The following is a 16910-nucleotide window of genomic DNA, read 5'->3' on the forward strand; positions in this document are numbered from 1 at the left end:
AACGACTGAGAGAAGCCGATGCGCCAATTCGTTCTGCTTGCCATCCTCGGACTGGCATCGCTGCATGCCCGGGCGGCGACGCCCAGCGAGACGCTGGCGGCCTTCCACGCCGCCCTGCACGCGGGCGACCAGGCGCGCGCGATGGCGCTCCTGAGCCCCGACGCGGTGATTTACGAAGCCGGCCATGTGGAGCGCTCGCGCAGCGAATATGCGGACCATCACCTGGCGGACGACATTGCGTTCGCCAGGGCCACCACGCGCCGGGTGCTGCGCCACAAGGAGTCGATCGAGGGCGGCATCGCCATGGTGCTGGACGAAACCGAAAGCCGCGGCACGTTCAGGGGCAAGAAGATCAATGCGGCGGGAACCGAGACGGCGCTGCTGGAGAAAAAGGGCGACGGCTGGGTGGTGCTGCATTTTCACTGGTCGTCGCGCAAGGCGAAGTAGCCGGCCGGGCCGTCCATCCCGATCGGTCTACTTTGCGCGAGAGATCTCGTCGCTGACGAGCGCCGCCAATTCCTTCAGGGCGCGGTGCTGGCCGTCGCTGAGTTGGCGCGGTACGGCATCGAGCACGCACAGCGTGCCAAGCCGGTTCGATTCCCTGTCGGTGACAGGTATGCCGGCATAAAACCTGATGTAAGGTTCGCTCAACACCAGAGGGTTGCGGGCAAAACGCTCGTCGGCCCATGCGTCCTCGATCACCATGCCCTCGGGCGACAGGATCGCATGGCTGCAGAAGGCAGCGTCTCGCGGCGTTTGCGCCGCTTCCAGCCCCACACGCGATTTGAACCACTGCCGCTCGGAGGTCAGCAAGGACACGAGCGCCATCGGGCATCCTGTCATGTGCGAAGCCAGCCAGGTCAGCCGGTCGAACAAGGGGTCGGGCGGACTGTCGATCAAGCCACTGGCCGCCAGGGCTTTGAGCCGGCGCTGTTCCGCTTCGAGCATCGGGTAGGTCGCCGTCAGCGGCTTGATGAATTCCTGCGCCAGGGTTTGCGCCTGCGGCGCCGTGGCCCCACCCCGCCCGCTGCTCTGCAGGCGCGCCACCTCGCTGAAGCGGCAGCGCCGGTGTCCGCCGGGCGTTTTCCATGAGGCGAGCGCCCCGCTCTCCATCCATAACTGGGCGGTACTGATGCTCACGCCAAGTTCATGGGCGGCCTGGCGCGTGGTCAGGATCGGGTCCATGGGAGCGGCAAGTGGCTGGTGCGATGGTTTCATATCAGCAATTATATCCCAAGAAAAATTATTGTGGTAAAAATTGATGAATCCGACGAAAATGCTGAAATCGCACAAACATGACGAATTCGATTGACCTGAATAATTCTTTGAAGCAATATGAATGCTCAAACCCACAAGGCACTCATGAAAACTTTCGCATTCTCAAACGCCAGAATCGGCACCAAGGTCGCTGCCGCCATGTTTGTCGCCGTCGGCGGGCTCTTCAGCATTTTTGTCGCGCTCACCAACGCGGCCAGTCAACTGCACGCGGAAGAGGAAGCGGTGCTGCATGTGACTGAAAAAAGCCGTCTTTTCAGAACCACCGTGGAAGTGCTCGATCAAAGCCTGCGCACCCAGGTCGCCGCTTACACCAAAGTATTCGCGGACTCCCTGCGTGGTCAATTCGCCGTCGATCCTGCCGCCATGGTGGAGGTGGCCGGCAAACAGGTGCCGGTGTTGACACTGGCCGGCAAGGCCGTCAACCTTGACTTCGCGATCCCGGATGCGTTCACGGCGCAAACCGGCGCCTACGCGACGATTTTCGTCAGGCAGGGCGACGACTTTATCCGCGTGACGACGTCGCATGAAAAGGAAGATGGCAAGCGTGCCATCGGCACCGCGCTGGATCACGCTCACCCAGCCTACCAGCTGCTGCTGGACGGGCAAAGCTACGCCGGCTCGGCCAGCCTGTTCGGCGGCCAGTACATGACGCGCTACACGCCGATCGTCGACGCAGCCAAGAAAGTGATCGGGGTACTGTACGTGGGCATCAATTTCACCGATTCCATGCGCCTGATCGGCGAAGGCATCAAGTCGATCAAACTGGGCAACGACGGCGGGTTTTATGTGCTCAGCGCGCGGCCCGGGAAAGACCTCGGCACGGCGCTGGCGCACCGTCAGCACGAAGGCGAAAACCTGCTCGCGGCGCGCGATGATGCGGGCCAGGCCTACGTGCAGACCATGCTGGCCCAGGCCAACGGCGTGCTGCGCTACACCGAGCCGGGGACGGCGGGCGCGGACGCGCGCGTGCACATCGCCGCGTTCAGCACCGTCAAGGACTGGCAGATGCTGATCGTCGGCGACGCCTATCTCGATGACGTCACCGCCGCTGCCACGCGCCAGCGCAACCAGGCTGCCGGGATGGGCTTGTTGATGGTCCTGATTGTGACAGCGATGCTGTACTTGATCGTCAAAAGGCTGGTCGTGCTGCCCTTCGGGAATGCATTGCGGGCCGTCGAAACGGTGGGATCGGGCGACCTGACCGGCAGGGTGGAAGTCACCTCGCGCGACGAAAGCGGGCGCTTGCTGGCGTCCTTGCAGAGCATGACGGAGCGCCTGGCATCGGTAGTGACCGAAGTGCGCTCGGGCACGGACGCCATCAGCGCAATCTCGACCGACGTCGCCGACGGCAACATGGAATTGTCGGGCCGTACGGAGCAGCAGGCTGCCGCGCTGGAAGAGACTGCGTCGTCGATGGAGCAGATGAATGCCAGCGTGCGCCATAACGCGGAAAATGCCTTGAACGCACAGGCTCTCTCGCGGGATGCCTCGGACACCGCCAGGCTCGGTGGCAGCGCCGTCGAGCAAGTGGTGGCCAAGATGGACGCCATTTCGGCGTCGGCCAGGCGCATCGCCGATATCACCAGCGTCGTCGACGGCATCGCTTTCCAGACCAATATCCTGGCATTGAATGCGGCGGTCGAAGCCGCCCGTGCCGGCGAACATGGACGCGGCTTTGCGGTGGTCGCCAGCGAAGTGCGCACCCTGGCGCAGCGCTCCGGCGCGGCGGCGAAAGAGATCAAGCAACTGATCAACGAATCGCTGGAACAGGTTTCCTCCGGCACGCAACTGGCACGCAACGCCGGCGACACCATGCATGCGGTGGTCGGCGCGATTGTCAAGGCAAACAAGGTCATCGATGAAATCTCGGCGGCCACCCAGGAGCAGGCGATCGGCATCGACCAGATCAACCGCGCCGTCGCCCAGCTCGACCAGGTAACCCAGCAGAACGCCACCCTGGTCGAGGAAGCCGCCACCGCCGCGCAAACGATGAAGGGCGAGGCGTTGCGGCTGGCGCAAGTGGTCGAGTTTTTCGTCGTCGATCCGGCCGCAGCGGCGCACCGGCCGCGCGCGAAAGCCCTGGTGCTTGCACGCTGACCCCTGTGCGCCCTCAGTCGCGAAAAGGCGTTTCTGGCATGCCCTGCACACCCGGACGCACCAGCACCAGCGTGCCGGCCGTCGTGTCGCCGGGCACCTTGCCTGCCGCGATCGAGGTGACCAGCAAGGTATCCATATCGGCGCCCCCAAAAGCGCACATCGACGGCTTGAGCATCGGCAGCTCGATGGTGCGATCCAAGGTGCCCTCTGGCGTGAAGCGCAGCAGGCAGCCGCCATCGTTCCCGCAGGTCCAGTAGCAGCCGTCGACATCGACCGCCGCGCCGTCCGGACGCCCGCGATGGGCATGCATGTCGACCAACACGCGCTGCTTGTGCGGGGTGCCGCTGTCGGTGTCGTAGTCGAAGGCCCAGATTTGCTGGCGCGAGCCGTGCGAGTCGGACAGGTACATGGTGCGCCCGTCCGGCGAAAAACCGAGGCCGTTCTGCACGATCAGGTTCGATACCACCGGCGCCGAGATGCCCTCTTCGCGGGTGTAGCGGTACAGATGGCCATCGGAGCGCGCTTCGGCCATGTCGAGGCACATGATGCCGCTCCAGAAGCGCCCCTGGCGGTCGCAGCGGCCGTCGTTGAAGCGCATGCCCGGCGCCAGCTCAGGCGGCGCGGCCAGGAAGGTGGCCTTGGCCAGGTAGCCCTCGCCCAGCGCGACCGTGAACACGCCGGTTTCCATGCCGGCGATGAGAACGCCGCTGTCGGTCAGGGCGATGCAAGCCACCATTTCGGGGCACTCCCAGCTGCGCAGCGCGCCCGACGCCGGATCGAGACGCCAGATGCGCCGGGCGGGAATGTCGACCCAGTACCAGGCGCCCTCGCGCGCGTTCCACAGCGGGCTTTCGCCCACCGCGCAGATGACCTCCGTGACTCGTTCAACCTTGGCTTGCTTGCTCATCATGCCCTTACAGATCGGTGATTTCGCGGTAGCGCGGCACCAGGGTTTTCATCATGGTCCATGCGGCCAGGTAGGCCAGTGCGCAGATCGAGAACATGATCATGTAGCCGGTGCTGATCTGGCCCACGCCGCCATAATAGTCGAACAGCCAGCCACCGAGCTTGGTGAGCAGCACGCCGCCCATGCCGCCGGCCATGCCGCCGATGCCCACCACCGAGCCGACGCTATGTTTCGGGAACATGTCGGAGACGGTGGTGAAGATGTTCGCCGACCAGGCCTGGTGGGCCGACGCGCCGATGCCGATCAGGACCACCGGTACCCAGAAGCTGATGTAGCCGAACGGTTGCGCCAGCAGCACCACCAGCGGAATGAAGGCGATGCACAGCATGGCTTTCATGCGCCCGTCGTAGGGATTGTCGCCGCGGTTGATGAACCAGGTGGGGAACCAGCCGCCGCCGATACTGCCGACCATGGTCATGCTGTACAGGACCGCCAGCGGCACGATGATGCCGGTACCTTTCAAGCCATAGGTCGCGGACAGGTATTTCGGCAGCCAGAAAAGGAAGAACCACCACACGCCGTCGGTCATGAATTTACCGAGCGCGAAGGCCCAGGTCTGGCGGTAGCCGAGCAGCTTGAACCAGGATGTCTTCGGCCGGGCGGCGCCGGCCGCCGGCTCGGGCACTACCGCGCAATCGCTGTTGATGTAGTCCAGTTCCGCCTTGCCCATGCGCGCCTGCTTGGCCGGGGTATCGTAGAACACCATCCACAAGGCCATCCAGAAAAAACCAATGGCGCCGATGATGATGAACGCCATCTGCCAGCCCCACGCGGCGGCGATCAGCGGCACGGTGATGGGCGCCAGGATGGCGCCGACGTTGGCGCCGGAGTTGAAGATGCCGGTGGCGAAAGACCGCTCCTTCTTGGGGAAGTATTCGGCGGTCGCCTTGATGGCAGCGGGGAAGTTGCCCGCTTCGCCCAGCGCCAGCACCGCGCGCGACATCATGAAGCCGGCGATCGACACCGGCACCACCGTCATGCCAAGGCTGGCCAGGATGCCGTTGAGGCCTTCGCCCACGCCAATCGCAAACGCGTGCATGATCGCGCCGAGCGACCAGATGGTAATGGCCAGCACAAAGGCGCGCTTGGTCCCGAGCTTGTCGATCACGCGGCCGGCGAACAGCATCGAGAACGCGTACACAAACTGGAAGGCCGCCGTGATGTTGGCGTAATCGGTATTGGACCAGCCGAATTGCTTCGACAGGTCGGTGGCGAGCAGGCTGAGGACCTGGCGGTCCAGATAATTGATGGTGGTGGCGAAAAACAGGAGGGCGCAAATCGTCCACCGGTACTTGCCTATGACTTGCTGGTTCATCGGTCGCTTCTTTATGGTTGTTTTTAGAAACAGCGCCGCCGGAAGGTGTCTCCACACCCGTTTCCCCGGCGGCGCAACCAGCTGTTACTGCGGGAGCTGCATGCCTGCGTCGACAAGGCGGGCCAGGCCCAGGGGATTATGGTCGGCGAGTGCGTCCGGAAGCAAGTCCGCCGGCACATTCTGGTAGCACACCGGACGCAGGAAGCGGTCGATGGCGGACGCGCCAACCGAGGTGCTGCGGCTGTCGGAGGTGGCCGGGAACGGGCCGCCGTGGACCATCGCATGCGCCACTTCGACGCCGGTCGGGTAGCCGTTGAACAGGATGCGGCCCGCTTTGCGTTCCAGCACCGGCAGCAGCGCGGCGGCGTGCGCGCGGTCGGCTGCCAGGGCGTGCACGGTGGCGGTCAACTGGCCTTCGAGGTGTTCGGCGACCTGCTGCATCTGCTGCGCATCGCGGCAGCGTACCAGCAAGGCGCACGGTCCGAAGATCTCGGATTCCAGCGCAGGCGTGGACAGATAGGTGGCCGCGTCGCACACGTACAGCGAGGCTTGCGCCGCGCAGCCGGCGCCGTCCGGCTTGCCCTTGGCGACCAGGGTCACGCCGCCGATGCCGGAGAGCTGTTCCACGCCGCCCAGGTAAGCCTGGTGGATGCCCGGGGTGAGCATGGTGCCGGTGCCCTTGGCTTGCAGCGCGCTTGCAGCCGCTTCGACGAACTGGTCGAAATGCTCGCCCTGCAGGCCCATGACCAGGCCCGGGTTGGTGCAGAACTGGCCCACGCCCAGGGTCAGCGAATCGACCAAGCCTTGCGCCACGGCGGCGCGCTCGTTTGATAAGGCGGCCGGCAGCAGGAACACCGGATTGATGCTGCTCATTTCGGCGTACACGGGAATCGGTTCGGCACGCAGGGCGGCGGTGCGCATCAGCGCCAGGCCGCCCTGGCGCGAGCCGGTGAAGCCAACCGCCTTGATGGCCGGATGGTCCACCAGGCGCTGGCCGATCTGGCGGCCTTCGCCGAACAGCATCGAGAACACGCCTTCGGGAAGCTGGCAGCCGGCCACCGCCTGTTGAATGACCTTGCCGACCAGTTCCGAGGTGCCGGGGTGGGCGCCGTGCGCCTTGACCACGACCGGGCAGCCGGCGGCCAGCGCCGACGCGGTGTCGCCGCCGCCGACCGAGAACGCCAGCGGGAAGTTACTGGCGCCGAACACGGCGACCGGTCCCAAAGGGATCTTGCGCAGGCGCAGATCGGGACGTGGCGGCACGCGCTGCGGCAGGGCCGAATCGATGGTGGCGTCGATGAAGTAACCGTCGCGCGCGACCTTGGCGAACAGGCGCAGTTGATTGACCGTGCGGCCACGTTCCCCTTCCAGGCGCGCTGCCGGCAGGCCGGTTTCGAGCGCGGCGCGTTCGATCAGCGTGGCGCCGAGTTTGAGGATGCCTTCGGCGATGGTCTCCAGGAAGACCGCGCGCTGTTCCGGGGTGGTGTTGCGGTAGGCGTCGAAGGCGCTTTGCGCCAGGGCGCAGGCGGCGTCGACGTCGGCGTCGGTGGCCAGGCCGAAGTCCGGCCCCATCGAGTCGTTGCGGGACGGATCGATCGCGCGCACCACGCCGGCCGTGCCGCGCACGGTGCGTTGGCCGATGACCATTTCTCCATTGATTTGCATTTGCTGTTCCTGATTCGGGATTATTGGGCGCCCTGGGCGGTGATCAGCTTCTCCAGCATCGCGTCTTCTTCAGCCGTCATGTCGGTCAGCGGAGCGCGTACGGGACCAGCCGAATGGCCGACCAGGCGCGCGCCGGCCTTGACGATGCTCACTGCGTAGCCGGCCTTGCGGTTGCGGATGTCGAGGTAAGGCAGGAAGAACTGGTCCAGCAGGCGGTTGGTGGTCGCGTGGTCGTCGGCGGCAATCGCGTGGTAGAAGTCCATCGCCATTTTCGGCATGAAGTTAAATACCGCCGACGAGTACACCGGGGTACCCAGTGCCTTGTAGGCGGCGGCGTAAACTTCCGCAGTCGGCAGGCCGCCCAGGTAGCTGAAGCGGTCGCCCATGCGGCGCCAGATTTGCACCATCAGTTCGATGTCGCCGATGCCGTCCTTGAAGCCGATCAGGTTAGGGCAGCGTGCGGCCAGCTTTTCGAGCGAGTCGGCAGTCAGGCGGCACTGGCCGCGGTTGTAGACGACGACGCCGAATTTGACCGAGGCGCAGACTGCTTCAACGTGGGCGATCAGGCCATCCTGGCTCGCTTCGGTCAGGTAGTGCGGCAGCAGCAGGATGCCGTGGGCGCCGAGGCGCTCGGCTTCCTGGGCCAGGGCAATCGCGGTACGGGTCGGGCCGCCGGCGCCGGCCAGGATCGGCACTTTGCCACGGCAGGTATCGACCGCAGTGCGGATCACGTCCGAGTATTCGCTTGGGGTCAGGGAAAAGAACTCACCGGTGCCGCCGGCCGCGAACAGGGCGCTGGCGCCGTACGGAGCGAGCCATTCGAGGCGCTCGGTGTAGGTGCGTGCGTTGAAATTGCCCTGGTCGTCGAAGTCGGTCAGTGGAAACGACAGCAGGCCGGACGAGAGGATGTGTTTGAGTTCTTGCGGATTCATGAGGGCTCCAGGGATAGGCGGGTTGTTTGGCGCTAGTGATACGTCATCGTACAACTAGTCTTTGACATAAGCAAGCACAACGTTCAGGCGGTTTACGCGCGGGTCACGGCGCTGTGGGTGGAGTTCGGGAAGGTGCGAAACAGGGAAGGCGAAACGGGAGGGAAACGAGAACAGCGCGAGCGCCGGGAAGCGCGGCGCTCGGGTATGCGTGGCGGGTCGATGGGGCGGACCGTCAGGCGCCGTTCGTCTCCAGTTGCTGCTGCGCCTGGCGCAGGCGTTCGCGGCTGTTGCTCAGGTGGGTACGCATGGCGGCGCGCGCCGCTTCCGGGTCCTTGCGCAGGATCGCGTTGAAGATATCTTCGTGCTCGCGGTTGACCCGTTCCAGGTAGACGGCTGGATCGTCATGCCCCAGTTGCGGCGTGTTGACGCGCGCGCGCGGGATGATGGTGGTGCCCAGCTGGCTGAGAATGTCGACGAAATAGCGGTTGCCGGTGGCTTGCGCGATCAGCAGGTGGAATTGCACATCGGCGTCAACGGCGGGGCTGCCGCGCGCCACGCTGCGCTGCATGGCACCGAGCACCTTGGCCAGTTCGGCCACCTGCGCTTCGCTGCGGCGCGCCGCTGCCAGCCAGGCCGCTTCGGCCTCCATGCTGATGCGCAGCTCCAGCATCGCCAGTACATCCAGGACCGTGACGATGCTCTCGGCATTGATCGCCAGGCCCGCGTTGCTGCGCTCGATGACGAAGGTGCCGATGCCGTGCCGGGTCTGCGCCCAGCCAGCCGCCTGCAAGTGTGAAATGGCTTCGCGCACCACGGTGCGGCTCACGCCGTGCTGTTCCATGATGGCCGATTCGGTCGGCAGCTTGTCGCCGGGCTTGAGCACGCCCTGCTGGATGCTGCCCGTGATGTGCTCGACCACGCCCTGGGCGAGGGTGCGGTGTTTCTTGCGGGGTGGTGGGAGCGCTTGGGCAGAAAAGGTCGATGTCATGGATATATTATACAACCCGATTAGTTGTACGACATCTTATGATTTGACGGGGTGTATACTTAGGTGACATATGACTTACCCACAGAAATGAGATGGCATGAATTGCCGTGACAATTGCGGCGCCTGCTGCACCGCCCCTTCGATCACCAGCCCGATCCCCGGCATGCCGGACGGGAAACCCGCGGGGGTAAGGTGTGTGCAACTGGGCGACGACAATCTGTGCCGCATTTTCGGCCAGCCGGAACGGCCGGCGTTTTGCGGCGGCTTGCAGCCATCGTTCGAGATGTGCGGGAGCAGCCGCGAACATGCGATGCAGTGGCTCGACGCGTTGGAGCGCGCGACAGCACCGGCGCGGGACAATGCAGGGCAACGAGTCCTGCTCCCATCAGGTCAACATTCGCTTGCTTGACCCGGGCAAATGCAGCCTAGTGTGCTAAAGTTATCGGACTCCGGTGCATCTTGCGCTGGCAATACTTGCACATTGTTGTCCTCCCTGTTTTGGTAACTGAGAGAGCATTCGATCATGTCAAAAAATCGTCAGCAGTCTCTGAACTCACCCGTCAAACTAACCAAACATCAGCAGGAAATGGATATTTTGCGGGCTCATCATGAACGGATCATGAGCGATGCCAGTTTGCGTCAAGCAACCCTGGTTGGGGCCGGCATATTCGTCCGTACTGCTGACGGCAAACTCGCCGTCGCAAAACCATACGATAAAGTCATCACTTCCAAACCTGCACCCTGATTGATGTACGGGCGCCCGGGCATCATCTACGGTTTCCACGGGTGCGACCTGCGCAACTCGGAGTTCGCGCATATCGGCCGCTATCAGAAGGCGTATGCGATGGGCGACGCGTCGGTGCGGCTCGATACGCCGAGCGACAAGTGGCACGCCGAAGCGTTCGTGCGCAACATCGCCGACAGCCACGCCAAGACCAGCGGCGACTCGGTGATGGGTGGCTTCATGCAGGCCAACTTCGTCGAGCCGCGCATGTTCGGCGTGCGCGTGGGCGTGAATTACTGATCCGTTTTACCTGGGTGGCTTGGGCCGGTGTACCGTGGACAATCCTGCGGCGTACCGGCTCTTTTTTCGTCGCCGGTGGCTGGCGGACCACGCGCGATTACCAGCCGGTCAAGTCACGTAGCTGGGGAAGCAGTTCGCGCGCCATCGCGGCGTGCTGCGCTTTGGTAGGATGGGCATCGGTCGCGTCGCCCGGATAGTGGGCGGATGCCACGGCGTGCACGCGTGCGCTGCCGACGCGCCGGATGGTGTCGGCGATATAGCTGGCCAGGGCGGCCTTGCGCTCGCCATTGAGAATCGCACCTTCGGTCAGCACCACCAGCGCATGCGGATGATTACGCAGCAGCGTGCGCAGCAAGCCAACGTAGGCATTGACATAGGCATCGCGCTCGGGAATGCCGGTGCTGAAATCGTTGGTGCCGATCGCGACGACAATCAAGTCGGGCCAGTAAGCGGCATGGTTCCAGCGCACCCGGTGCTCTTCGTTGGCGATGGCCAGCTCGTAGAAATCGGGAAGATTGTCCTCATCGGTGCGGCCGTTCCAGCTGCGCAGCAACCCGCGCCCGCCATGGCAGACCAGCTGAACCTGCGCACCGAGCGCCTGCGCGGCCAGCATGCCGTACGACGCGCGCGGGTTCCACCACGACGGCTTCTTCACCTCGCCGGCAACCCGGTCGATGGCTTCGCCGCAGGTGACCGAGTCGCCGAGAACGAGCATTTTGCGCTGCGGGAGCACCGGTGCGGTGCGCAGCGTGCCGTCGGCCACGAACCGGGCCAGCGTGACGACGCCGTGCCAGCTTTCGGTACGGTGCATGATGTCGACGCGGTGCAGGCCCGCCTGGCGCTCGTCCACCAGCTTGATGGTTCGCGCCGTCGCCGACAACTTGATGATGCGTGGCGCGCCACCGTCGACGATGACTTCGAGAATGCTGCGCTCACCACTGGCCAAGGCATCGACCGCCAAGGCTTTGCCCTCGAACGACAGCGACAGCTGCACGCCGGGATAGGAGAAGCGCAGGCTGCCATCGGCCAGGGCAACGGTCCTGCCCATGCGCGCGATGCGCGGGTCGTCCGCGCGCACCACTGGTTCGGCCCGGACGCCAGCATGGGCCAGCAGCAGCGCCAGCGCCAGCGCCAGTGCGGTGCGATTCATGGCGCCCTACTTCATCAATGTTTGCACGTCGGGCAGCATGACGTCGGCCCAGATGACGTAGCCCTTTTGCGTGAGGTGAAGATGATCGCCCATGATGTCGGTGCCAATGCTGGCGTCAGGGCGCACGAACGACGCCCCATAATCACGGAAAACCACGTGGCGGCCATCGCCCAAGGTCGCGACCATCTTGTTGAGCGTGACGACATTCTGGCGCCGCTCGCTCGCCGCCAGTTCGCCGGTCGGCAGCACGGCATTGAGCAGGATGCGCGCGTCCGGGTACTGCTTGCGCAAGGCCGCGACCACCGCCTGGATGCCGGAAAAAATCTGCTCCGGCTTCTCGCCGCACAGACCCAGGTTGTTCACACCAATGAGCAGCACGATCGCCTTGGGCCTGAGTTTGGCCATGCGCTTGTCCTGCAAGCGCCACAACACGTTGCCGGTATTGTCGCCGCCGATGCCGAAATTGCCCGCCTTGTAGCCGCCGAAATTCGCTTCCCAGATCGCGCGCGGCCAGCCTTCGGTAATCGAATCGCCGATGAACATCAGGTCCACATCGCCTTTGTCGGCCAGGGCCAGCTGGTCTTCATGCATGCGCTGCCAGCGCCCGATCGACCTCCACGGGTATTGCTGGGTACGCGGCTTGATATTGAGGGCGCAGGTTTGCACGCCAGCCGCCATATCGAGTGGCTCGGCATGCGCGACGTGGGCAGCCAGCGCACCGGCCAGCAGGATGGGAAGAATACGCAGGTTCATGTTCGGTCACTTTGCTTTCAGGTGCAGCATCGCCACGCTGTGCGACGCGATGTTAAGGTCGAGGGACTTGGCGGTGTCGCCCGTCTTGCCGCTCCAGGCATCGGTCCAGCGGTAGGCCGTCTTGCCGGTATCGAGTTCGCGCTTGCTCAGGTCATCGCCGATCGTGTGCTTTTTCCAGTCCAACTTGTAGTTGACGGCGCCGGCGCCGCGATTGAGGATCATCAGTGCCCAGCCGTTATCGGCCAGCGGCTTGGCCCACAGCTCCAGCGTCCCTTCGGACATGAACTTCCACGCCTGCACGCCCAGCTTGTCCTGGTTGATCGCAATGACATCCTTGTTGGTGAGGATCTTGCGCGTCGATTCCGGCATCGAACGCAGGTCGTTGCCCGAGATGAGGGGCGACGCCATCATGGCCCAGATCGAGAAGTGGGCGCGGTCTTCGTCCTCGCTCATGCCCATGCCGACTTCCATCATGTCCATGTCGTTCCAGTGCCCGGGACCGGCGTGCTTGCGCAGGCCGGCCTGCTTGTCGAGGATGCGCAGCACGCCGAAGGCGGACCACGAGCCGTGATTGATCTCGCAATCCCAGCACGGATAAATGTCGCCGGTGGTGCGCCACGAATGGCCGATGTCGGCGCCCCACTCCCACGGCTTGTTGTCGCCCCACTCGCACATGCTGAGCAACATGGGCCGGCCGGCGCTGCGGATCGCGTCGCGCATGGTGGTGTAGGCGGCGGCCGCGTTCAGGCCCTTGGTATCGCACCAGTCGTACTTGACGTAATCGATGCCCCAGGCGGCGTAGGTGATCGCATCCTGGTATTCGTGACCGCGGCTGCCCGGGCGCCCGCCGCAGGTGGTGGCGCCGGCGTCCTGACCATGGCGTCGGCCGTTTCGCGGATCAGCTTTTCATCGATATTGCAGGCGAATTTGTTCCAGCTGTTCCAGCCCATTTGCGGCGTGGCCGCGAGGTTCTCGAACTTCTGCGCGGAGGCATTCGCGCCCAGCAGCAGGGCCGCCGGGATCAGCAGCGTGGTCACGATTTTCATGGATCTTCCTGTCGAAGAGTTCACCTCTGGAGCGAGCGCAGTTTTCCCGCATGGTCCTTGATCAGCGCCAGCGAACTGGCATCGGAGTCGAACACCGAGTACAGGCCCTGCTCTTCCTGCGGCGGATCGCCCATGAAGTCATTGCCCTGCTTCCACCAGTAGTCGGCGTTGGCGGCACGCCCGGCGCCGCCCCAGGCCCAGAAGTTCCAGCCCGCGATCGGGTCGCCGCTGGCGGCGCGGCGCTGGATCAGGCTGAAAATCTCGCCATAGAAGCGGTCGCGGATTTTGGTGCCGGCCTTGATGTCGAACGAGGCGCCGTCACGGTCCAGCCCAAACTCTTCCAGCACGATTGGCTTGCCGATCGTTTTGGCCATGTCGATGTGCGTATTCAGGTAATCGCGGCTCTTGGCGATTGCCCCATCCCAGCTCTCGGCTGGCTTTTTGGAGTCGAACCAGCCCCAGTTTTTCGGCCACAGGTGATAAGTAAGGTAATCGATGTGTTTCGACGAATGCGAGGCCATGAACAATTTGGCATCCTGCGCCGACCCGGCCAGGCCTTCGCTGCCACTGCTCACCAGGTGGTTCCTGTCCAGTTCATGGATGTGCTGCGCGGTCTCGGCGATCCATCTGGTGTAGATCGCTTTTTCCTTGTCGCTTGCCTTGCCGTTGCCCGGGCGTGGTTCGTTCGCCAGTTGCCACGACATGATCGCCGGATCGTCGCGGTACGCCTTGCCGTTGATGCTGTTGACCCGCCCGACGATCTTCCTGATGGTGCCGCGATACTCCTTCTGCGCGTCCGTGTTGGCGTAGAAGCGCGCCGTCTTGGCCATGTAGGCGTCGTAGTCCTTGGTCACGTTCGGGTCGATCGCCGGAGTACCTTCAAACCAGTTCAGGTACTGCGTCATCCCGCCCGACCACTGCCAGAAGTTATTCAGGTAAAGCACGACCGTCATGTCGCGCTTGCCCAGTTCATCGACCAGGAAGTCGAGGCCCGCCAGCAGGTCCTCGTCGTACTTGCCCGGACCGTTGGTGGTGGCGGGCCGCACGGCGCTGGTCATCGCGGTTTTTTCGGACACGGCCAGCACCCGCACGTTATTGATCCCGAGTGCCTTCATGGTATCGAGTTCCTTGAGCAGGCGCGCACGCTCGCCCACGCCCGACGGCGAGCCCAGATAGCCGCCGTACCAGAAATTGGCGCCGGCGATGTAATACGATTTGCCCTTGCGCGCGAAATGCGTATTTTTCACCGTCACGAATTCGCTCTTGCCCGCCGCGCTCACCGGTGCCGCCGCCGACGCCGCGCCGCTCACCAGACCCGCCATTGCCAATGCCGCACCCAACTGGTTCATCTTGATCATCGCGTTTTACCTTTTCCCGGTTGAAGAGACGGCCTTGCCATGCAGGTCCAGCTTGCGCGCCGGGAGGTCGACCGTGATGCTGCTTTCGCCAGTGCCGCCGGCATCCTGCGCCAGCAACAATGTGTACTTCCCTTTGGCGATGCGCCAGGTCTTGGACGGACCATGGAGGACGGCCAGCATGCGCGGCTCCACCGTGAGCGTCACTTCACGCGTCTCTCCTGGCTGCAGGTCGACCTTGTCCCAGCCGGCCAGGCGCTTGGGCGCTTCCCAGCGCGTGCCAAGCGGGGACACATACAGCTGCGCCACATCCTTGCCGGCCACCTTGCCCGTATTGCTTACCTTGAAGCGCACCTGCAGCTGCCCGTCCTTGTACCCGCCCGCCAGGGCTGAATAGGCAAACCGGGTGTACGACAAGCCATGCCCGAACGGGAACAGCGGCTTGTGTTTTTTGAGGTCGAACCATTTGTAGCCCACCGCCGCGCCTTCGTGATAGTCGACCTTGAACTGCATCTGCGGCTTGGCCGGATCGCCATCGAGCACGGGGCGCGGCAACTGGCTGAGCGACGCCGGGAAAGTGGCCGGCAAGTGCCCGGATGGATTGACCTCGCCGAACAGCACGCGCGCGATCGCTTCGCCACCGCGCGTGCCCGGGTACCACGCTTGCAGCACAGCCGCCGTCTTGCCCAGCCACGGCATCAGCACCGGACCGCTGGTCTCCAACACGACCACGGTGCGCGGATTGGCGGCGGCGACGGCCGCAATCAGCTCATCCTGCTTGTCGGGCAGCGACAGGTCGAGCGCGTCGTTGGCTTCGCCGATCCAATGGGTGCCGAACACGATCACCGCGTCGGCGGTGGCGGCCAGCTGCGCCGCCCTGGCAGGATCGGCGCCACTGTCGAAAACGACCTTGGCGCCGGGCGCCAGCGCGGCGATTTCCTTCACCGGTGCGGAGGGGTGGTACACCACCGGACCGGGCCAACTGGCCGGCAGCAAGCCCTTGACCGCGCTGCCACCGATCGGATACACCTGCGACGAACCGCCGCCGGACAGCACCCCCTGGTCGGCATAGCCGCCGATGACTGCAATCGTTTTCACGTCCTTGCGCAAAGGGAGCACCTGGCCGTCGTTCTTGAGCAGGACCATGCTCTCTTCGGCGTCCGTCCGGCTGATCAGGCCATGGGCGGCAAAGTCGATGGCGCCGTCCGGCTTGACCGGATGGTCCACCACGCCCTTGTCGAACATCGCGTACAGGATGCGGTAGACCATATTGTCGAAGCGCGACTGCGCCACGGATCCGGTCTTGACCGCTTCTTCCAGCGCACCCGCAAAGTAGGGCGACTTGTCGAATTCGGAGCCGGACTGCTGGTCCAGGCCATTGTTGGCCGATGCCACGGTGCTGTGCACCGCGCCCCAGTCGGACATCACATAGCCCTTGAAGCCCCAGTCCTGCTTGAGCACTTCGTTGAGCAGCCACGCGTTCTCGCATGCGTACGGACCATTGACGCGGTTGTAGGCGCACATCACCGAACCGGGGTCGCCCTGTTCGATCACCAGCTGCATGGCCAGCAGGTCGCTGGTGCGCGCCGCCACATCGCCGATGCGCGCATCGAGTTCGTTGCGGCCGGTCTCCTGGCTGTTCAGCGCATAGTGCTTGACGGTCGAGATCAGGTGGTTGGACTGGATGCCCTTGACCGCCTGCCCCACCATGATCCCGGACAGCAGCGGGTCTTCGCCGGCATACTCGAAATTGCGGCCGTTGCGCGGATCGCGCATCAGGTTCACGCCGCCGGCCAGCATCACGTTAAAGCCCGAGGCGCGCGCCTCGGCGCCGATCATCGCGCCGCCCTGGTAGGCCAGCCTGGGGTTCCAGGTGGCCGCCGTGGCAAGGCCAGATGGCAGCGAGGTGCGCTCGCGCGGGTTGGCGCTGGCCTGGGAGGCCACGCCAAGGCCGGCGTCGGTCTCGAACAGCTCCGGCAGGCCAAGGCGCGCCACGCCGGGAATATAGCCGGCCGACGACGGCAGGGCGGCCGCGATCTTGATGGTTTTCTTGGGTGCGAAATCCGAACCGAAGTAGCCGTACACCCATTGCAGCTTTTCTTCCTGCGTCATCTCCTTGAGCACCAGCGTGGCGCGCTGGTCGGCGGAGAGGGCGCGGTTCATCCAGGGCATGGGCGCCTCGGCCGCGCCGGCAATGAGCGGCAGGGCGGCCGCGATGGCGACGGCAAGGGCGTGTTTGATCAGGGTGGTCGTGCGGATGGTCATCGTGCCTGTCTCCTCTTTGTATTTACCCGCTCGGCGCCTGGAAAGGTCGCCGGCCGGTTTATATGGATGAGGTGA

The 16910-nt window shown here is 64.3% G+C and carries 17 protein-coding genes and 1 pseudogene; 5 read left to right on the forward strand and 13 right to left on the reverse strand.

Going from position 1 to position 16910, the window contains the following annotated elements; all coding sequences use genetic code 11:
- Positions 1 to 18 precede the first annotated feature (18 nt).
- The gene (locus PO883_RS08830; RefSeq protein WP_289309424.1) at positions 19 to 447 is read left to right on the forward strand and encodes a nuclear transport factor 2 family protein; all 429 of its coding nucleotides are present in this window, start codon (positions 19 to 21) and stop codon (positions 445 to 447) included.
- Between the two features lie 27 nt (positions 448 to 474).
- On the opposite strand, the gene PO883_RS08835 is transcribed toward PO883_RS08830, so the two are convergent.
- Positions 475 to 1353, reverse strand: coding sequence for a GAF domain-containing protein (locus PO883_RS08835; protein ID WP_289309425.1), 879 nt, complete (start codon positions 1351 to 1353; stop codon positions 475 to 477).
- 9 nt (positions 1354 to 1362) lie between these two features.
- On the opposite strand from PO883_RS08835, the gene PO883_RS08840 reads away from it, so the two are divergent.
- On the forward strand, positions 1363 to 3375 hold the full coding sequence (locus tag PO883_RS08840; protein ID WP_289309426.1) for a methyl-accepting chemotaxis protein: 2013 nt from the start codon (positions 1363 to 1365) through the stop codon (positions 3373 to 3375).
- A 13-nt stretch (positions 3376 to 3388) separates the two neighbouring features.
- Here the strand turns inward: PO883_RS08840 and PO883_RS08845 are convergent, their stop codons facing one another.
- The 5 genes from PO883_RS08845 to PO883_RS08865 form a co-directional block, all read right to left on the reverse strand.
- Complete coding sequence (locus PO883_RS08845) at positions 3389 to 4282, reverse strand: SMP-30/gluconolactonase/LRE family protein (protein ID WP_289309453.1); 894 nt, start codon at positions 4280 to 4282, stop codon at positions 3389 to 3391.
- 7 nt (positions 4283 to 4289) lie between these two features.
- A complete protein-coding gene (locus PO883_RS08850; protein ID WP_289309427.1) occupies positions 4290 to 5657 on the reverse strand; it encodes an MFS transporter in 1368 nt (455 codons plus the stop codon).
- A gap of 84 nt (positions 5658 to 5741) precedes the next feature.
- Positions 5742 to 7322 carry an aldehyde dehydrogenase (NADP(+)) gene (locus PO883_RS08855; RefSeq protein WP_289309428.1) on the reverse strand — a complete coding sequence of 527 codons (1581 nt, stop codon included), beginning with the start codon at positions 7320 to 7322 and terminating at the stop codon, positions 5742 to 5744.
- 20 nt (positions 7323 to 7342) lie between these two features.
- Positions 7343 to 8254, reverse strand: coding sequence for a 5-dehydro-4-deoxyglucarate dehydratase (kdgD, locus tag PO883_RS08860; RefSeq protein WP_289309429.1), 912 nt, complete (start codon positions 8252 to 8254; stop codon positions 7343 to 7345).
- A gap of 232 nt (positions 8255 to 8486) precedes the next feature.
- The gene (locus PO883_RS08865; RefSeq protein WP_289309430.1) at positions 8487 to 9242 is read right to left on the reverse strand and encodes a FadR/GntR family transcriptional regulator; all 756 of its coding nucleotides are present in this window, start codon (positions 9240 to 9242) and stop codon (positions 8487 to 8489) included.
- A 97-nt stretch (positions 9243 to 9339) separates the two neighbouring features.
- Here PO883_RS08865 and PO883_RS08870 point away from each other — a divergent pair, with 97 nt between their 5' ends.
- From PO883_RS08870 to PO883_RS08880, 3 genes are all read left to right on the forward strand, one after another.
- Positions 9340 to 9651 carry a YkgJ family cysteine cluster protein gene (locus PO883_RS08870; protein WP_289309431.1) on the forward strand — a complete coding sequence of 104 codons (312 nt, stop codon included), beginning with the start codon at positions 9340 to 9342 and terminating at the stop codon, positions 9649 to 9651.
- 114 nt (positions 9652 to 9765) lie between these two features.
- On the forward strand, positions 9766 to 9987 hold the full coding sequence (locus PO883_RS08875; protein ID WP_289309432.1) for a hypothetical protein: 222 nt from the start codon (positions 9766 to 9768) through the stop codon (positions 9985 to 9987).
- Positions 9988 to 10266: a hypothetical protein gene (locus PO883_RS08880; RefSeq protein ID WP_289309433.1), complete on the forward strand. Its 279-nt coding sequence runs from the start codon at positions 9988 to 9990 to the stop codon at positions 10264 to 10266.
- Between the two features lie 97 nt (positions 10267 to 10363).
- Here PO883_RS08880 and axe2C read toward each other — a convergent pair whose 3' ends face one another.
- The 7 genes and pseudogenes from axe2C to PO883_RS08915 all read right to left on the reverse strand — a co-directional run bounded on the left by axe2C (position 10364) and on the right by PO883_RS08915 (position 16835).
- Positions 10364 to 11416 (reverse strand): bifunctional acetylxylan esterase/glucomannan deacetylase AxeC2, encoded by a 1053-nt coding sequence (gene axe2C / locus PO883_RS08885; RefSeq protein ID WP_289309434.1) that lies wholly within the window; start codon positions 11414 to 11416, stop codon positions 10364 to 10366.
- 6 nt (positions 11417 to 11422) lie between these two features.
- Positions 11423 to 12169: a GDSL-type esterase/lipase family protein gene (locus tag PO883_RS08890; protein WP_289309435.1), complete on the reverse strand. Its 747-nt coding sequence runs from the start codon at positions 12167 to 12169 to the stop codon at positions 11423 to 11425.
- A gap of 6 nt (positions 12170 to 12175) precedes the next feature.
- Positions 12176 to 12538, reverse strand: coding sequence for a hypothetical protein (locus tag PO883_RS34885; protein ID WP_308605811.1), 363 nt, complete (start codon positions 12536 to 12538; stop codon positions 12176 to 12178).
- A pseudogene (gene aga27, locus PO883_RS08900) lies at positions 12539 to 12982 on the reverse strand (alpha-galactosidase Aga27); the annotation flags it as partial.
- Positions 12913 to 13215: a hypothetical protein gene (locus PO883_RS08905; protein WP_289309436.1), complete on the reverse strand. Its 303-nt coding sequence runs from the start codon at positions 13213 to 13215 to the stop codon at positions 12913 to 12915. The gene PO883_RS08905 and the pseudogene aga27, both read right to left, overlap by 70 nt.
- A gap of 20 nt (positions 13216 to 13235) precedes the next feature.
- Positions 13236 to 14573 carry a cellulase family glycosylhydrolase gene (locus tag PO883_RS08910; RefSeq protein ID WP_289309437.1) on the reverse strand — a complete coding sequence of 446 codons (1338 nt, stop codon included), beginning with the start codon at positions 14571 to 14573 and terminating at the stop codon, positions 13236 to 13238.
- Positions 14574 to 14579: 6 nt separating this feature from the next.
- Positions 14580 to 16835, reverse strand: a complete 2256-nt coding sequence (locus PO883_RS08915; protein WP_289309438.1) for a glycoside hydrolase family 3 C-terminal domain-containing protein — start codon at positions 16833 to 16835, stop codon at positions 14580 to 14582.
- Positions 16836 to 16910: the final 75 nt, after the last annotated feature.

This window comes from Massilia sp. DJPM01, from assembly GCF_030348125.1.
Classification (GTDB): domain Bacteria; phylum Pseudomonadota; class Gammaproteobacteria; order Burkholderiales; family Burkholderiaceae_D; genus Telluria_A; species Telluria_A frigida.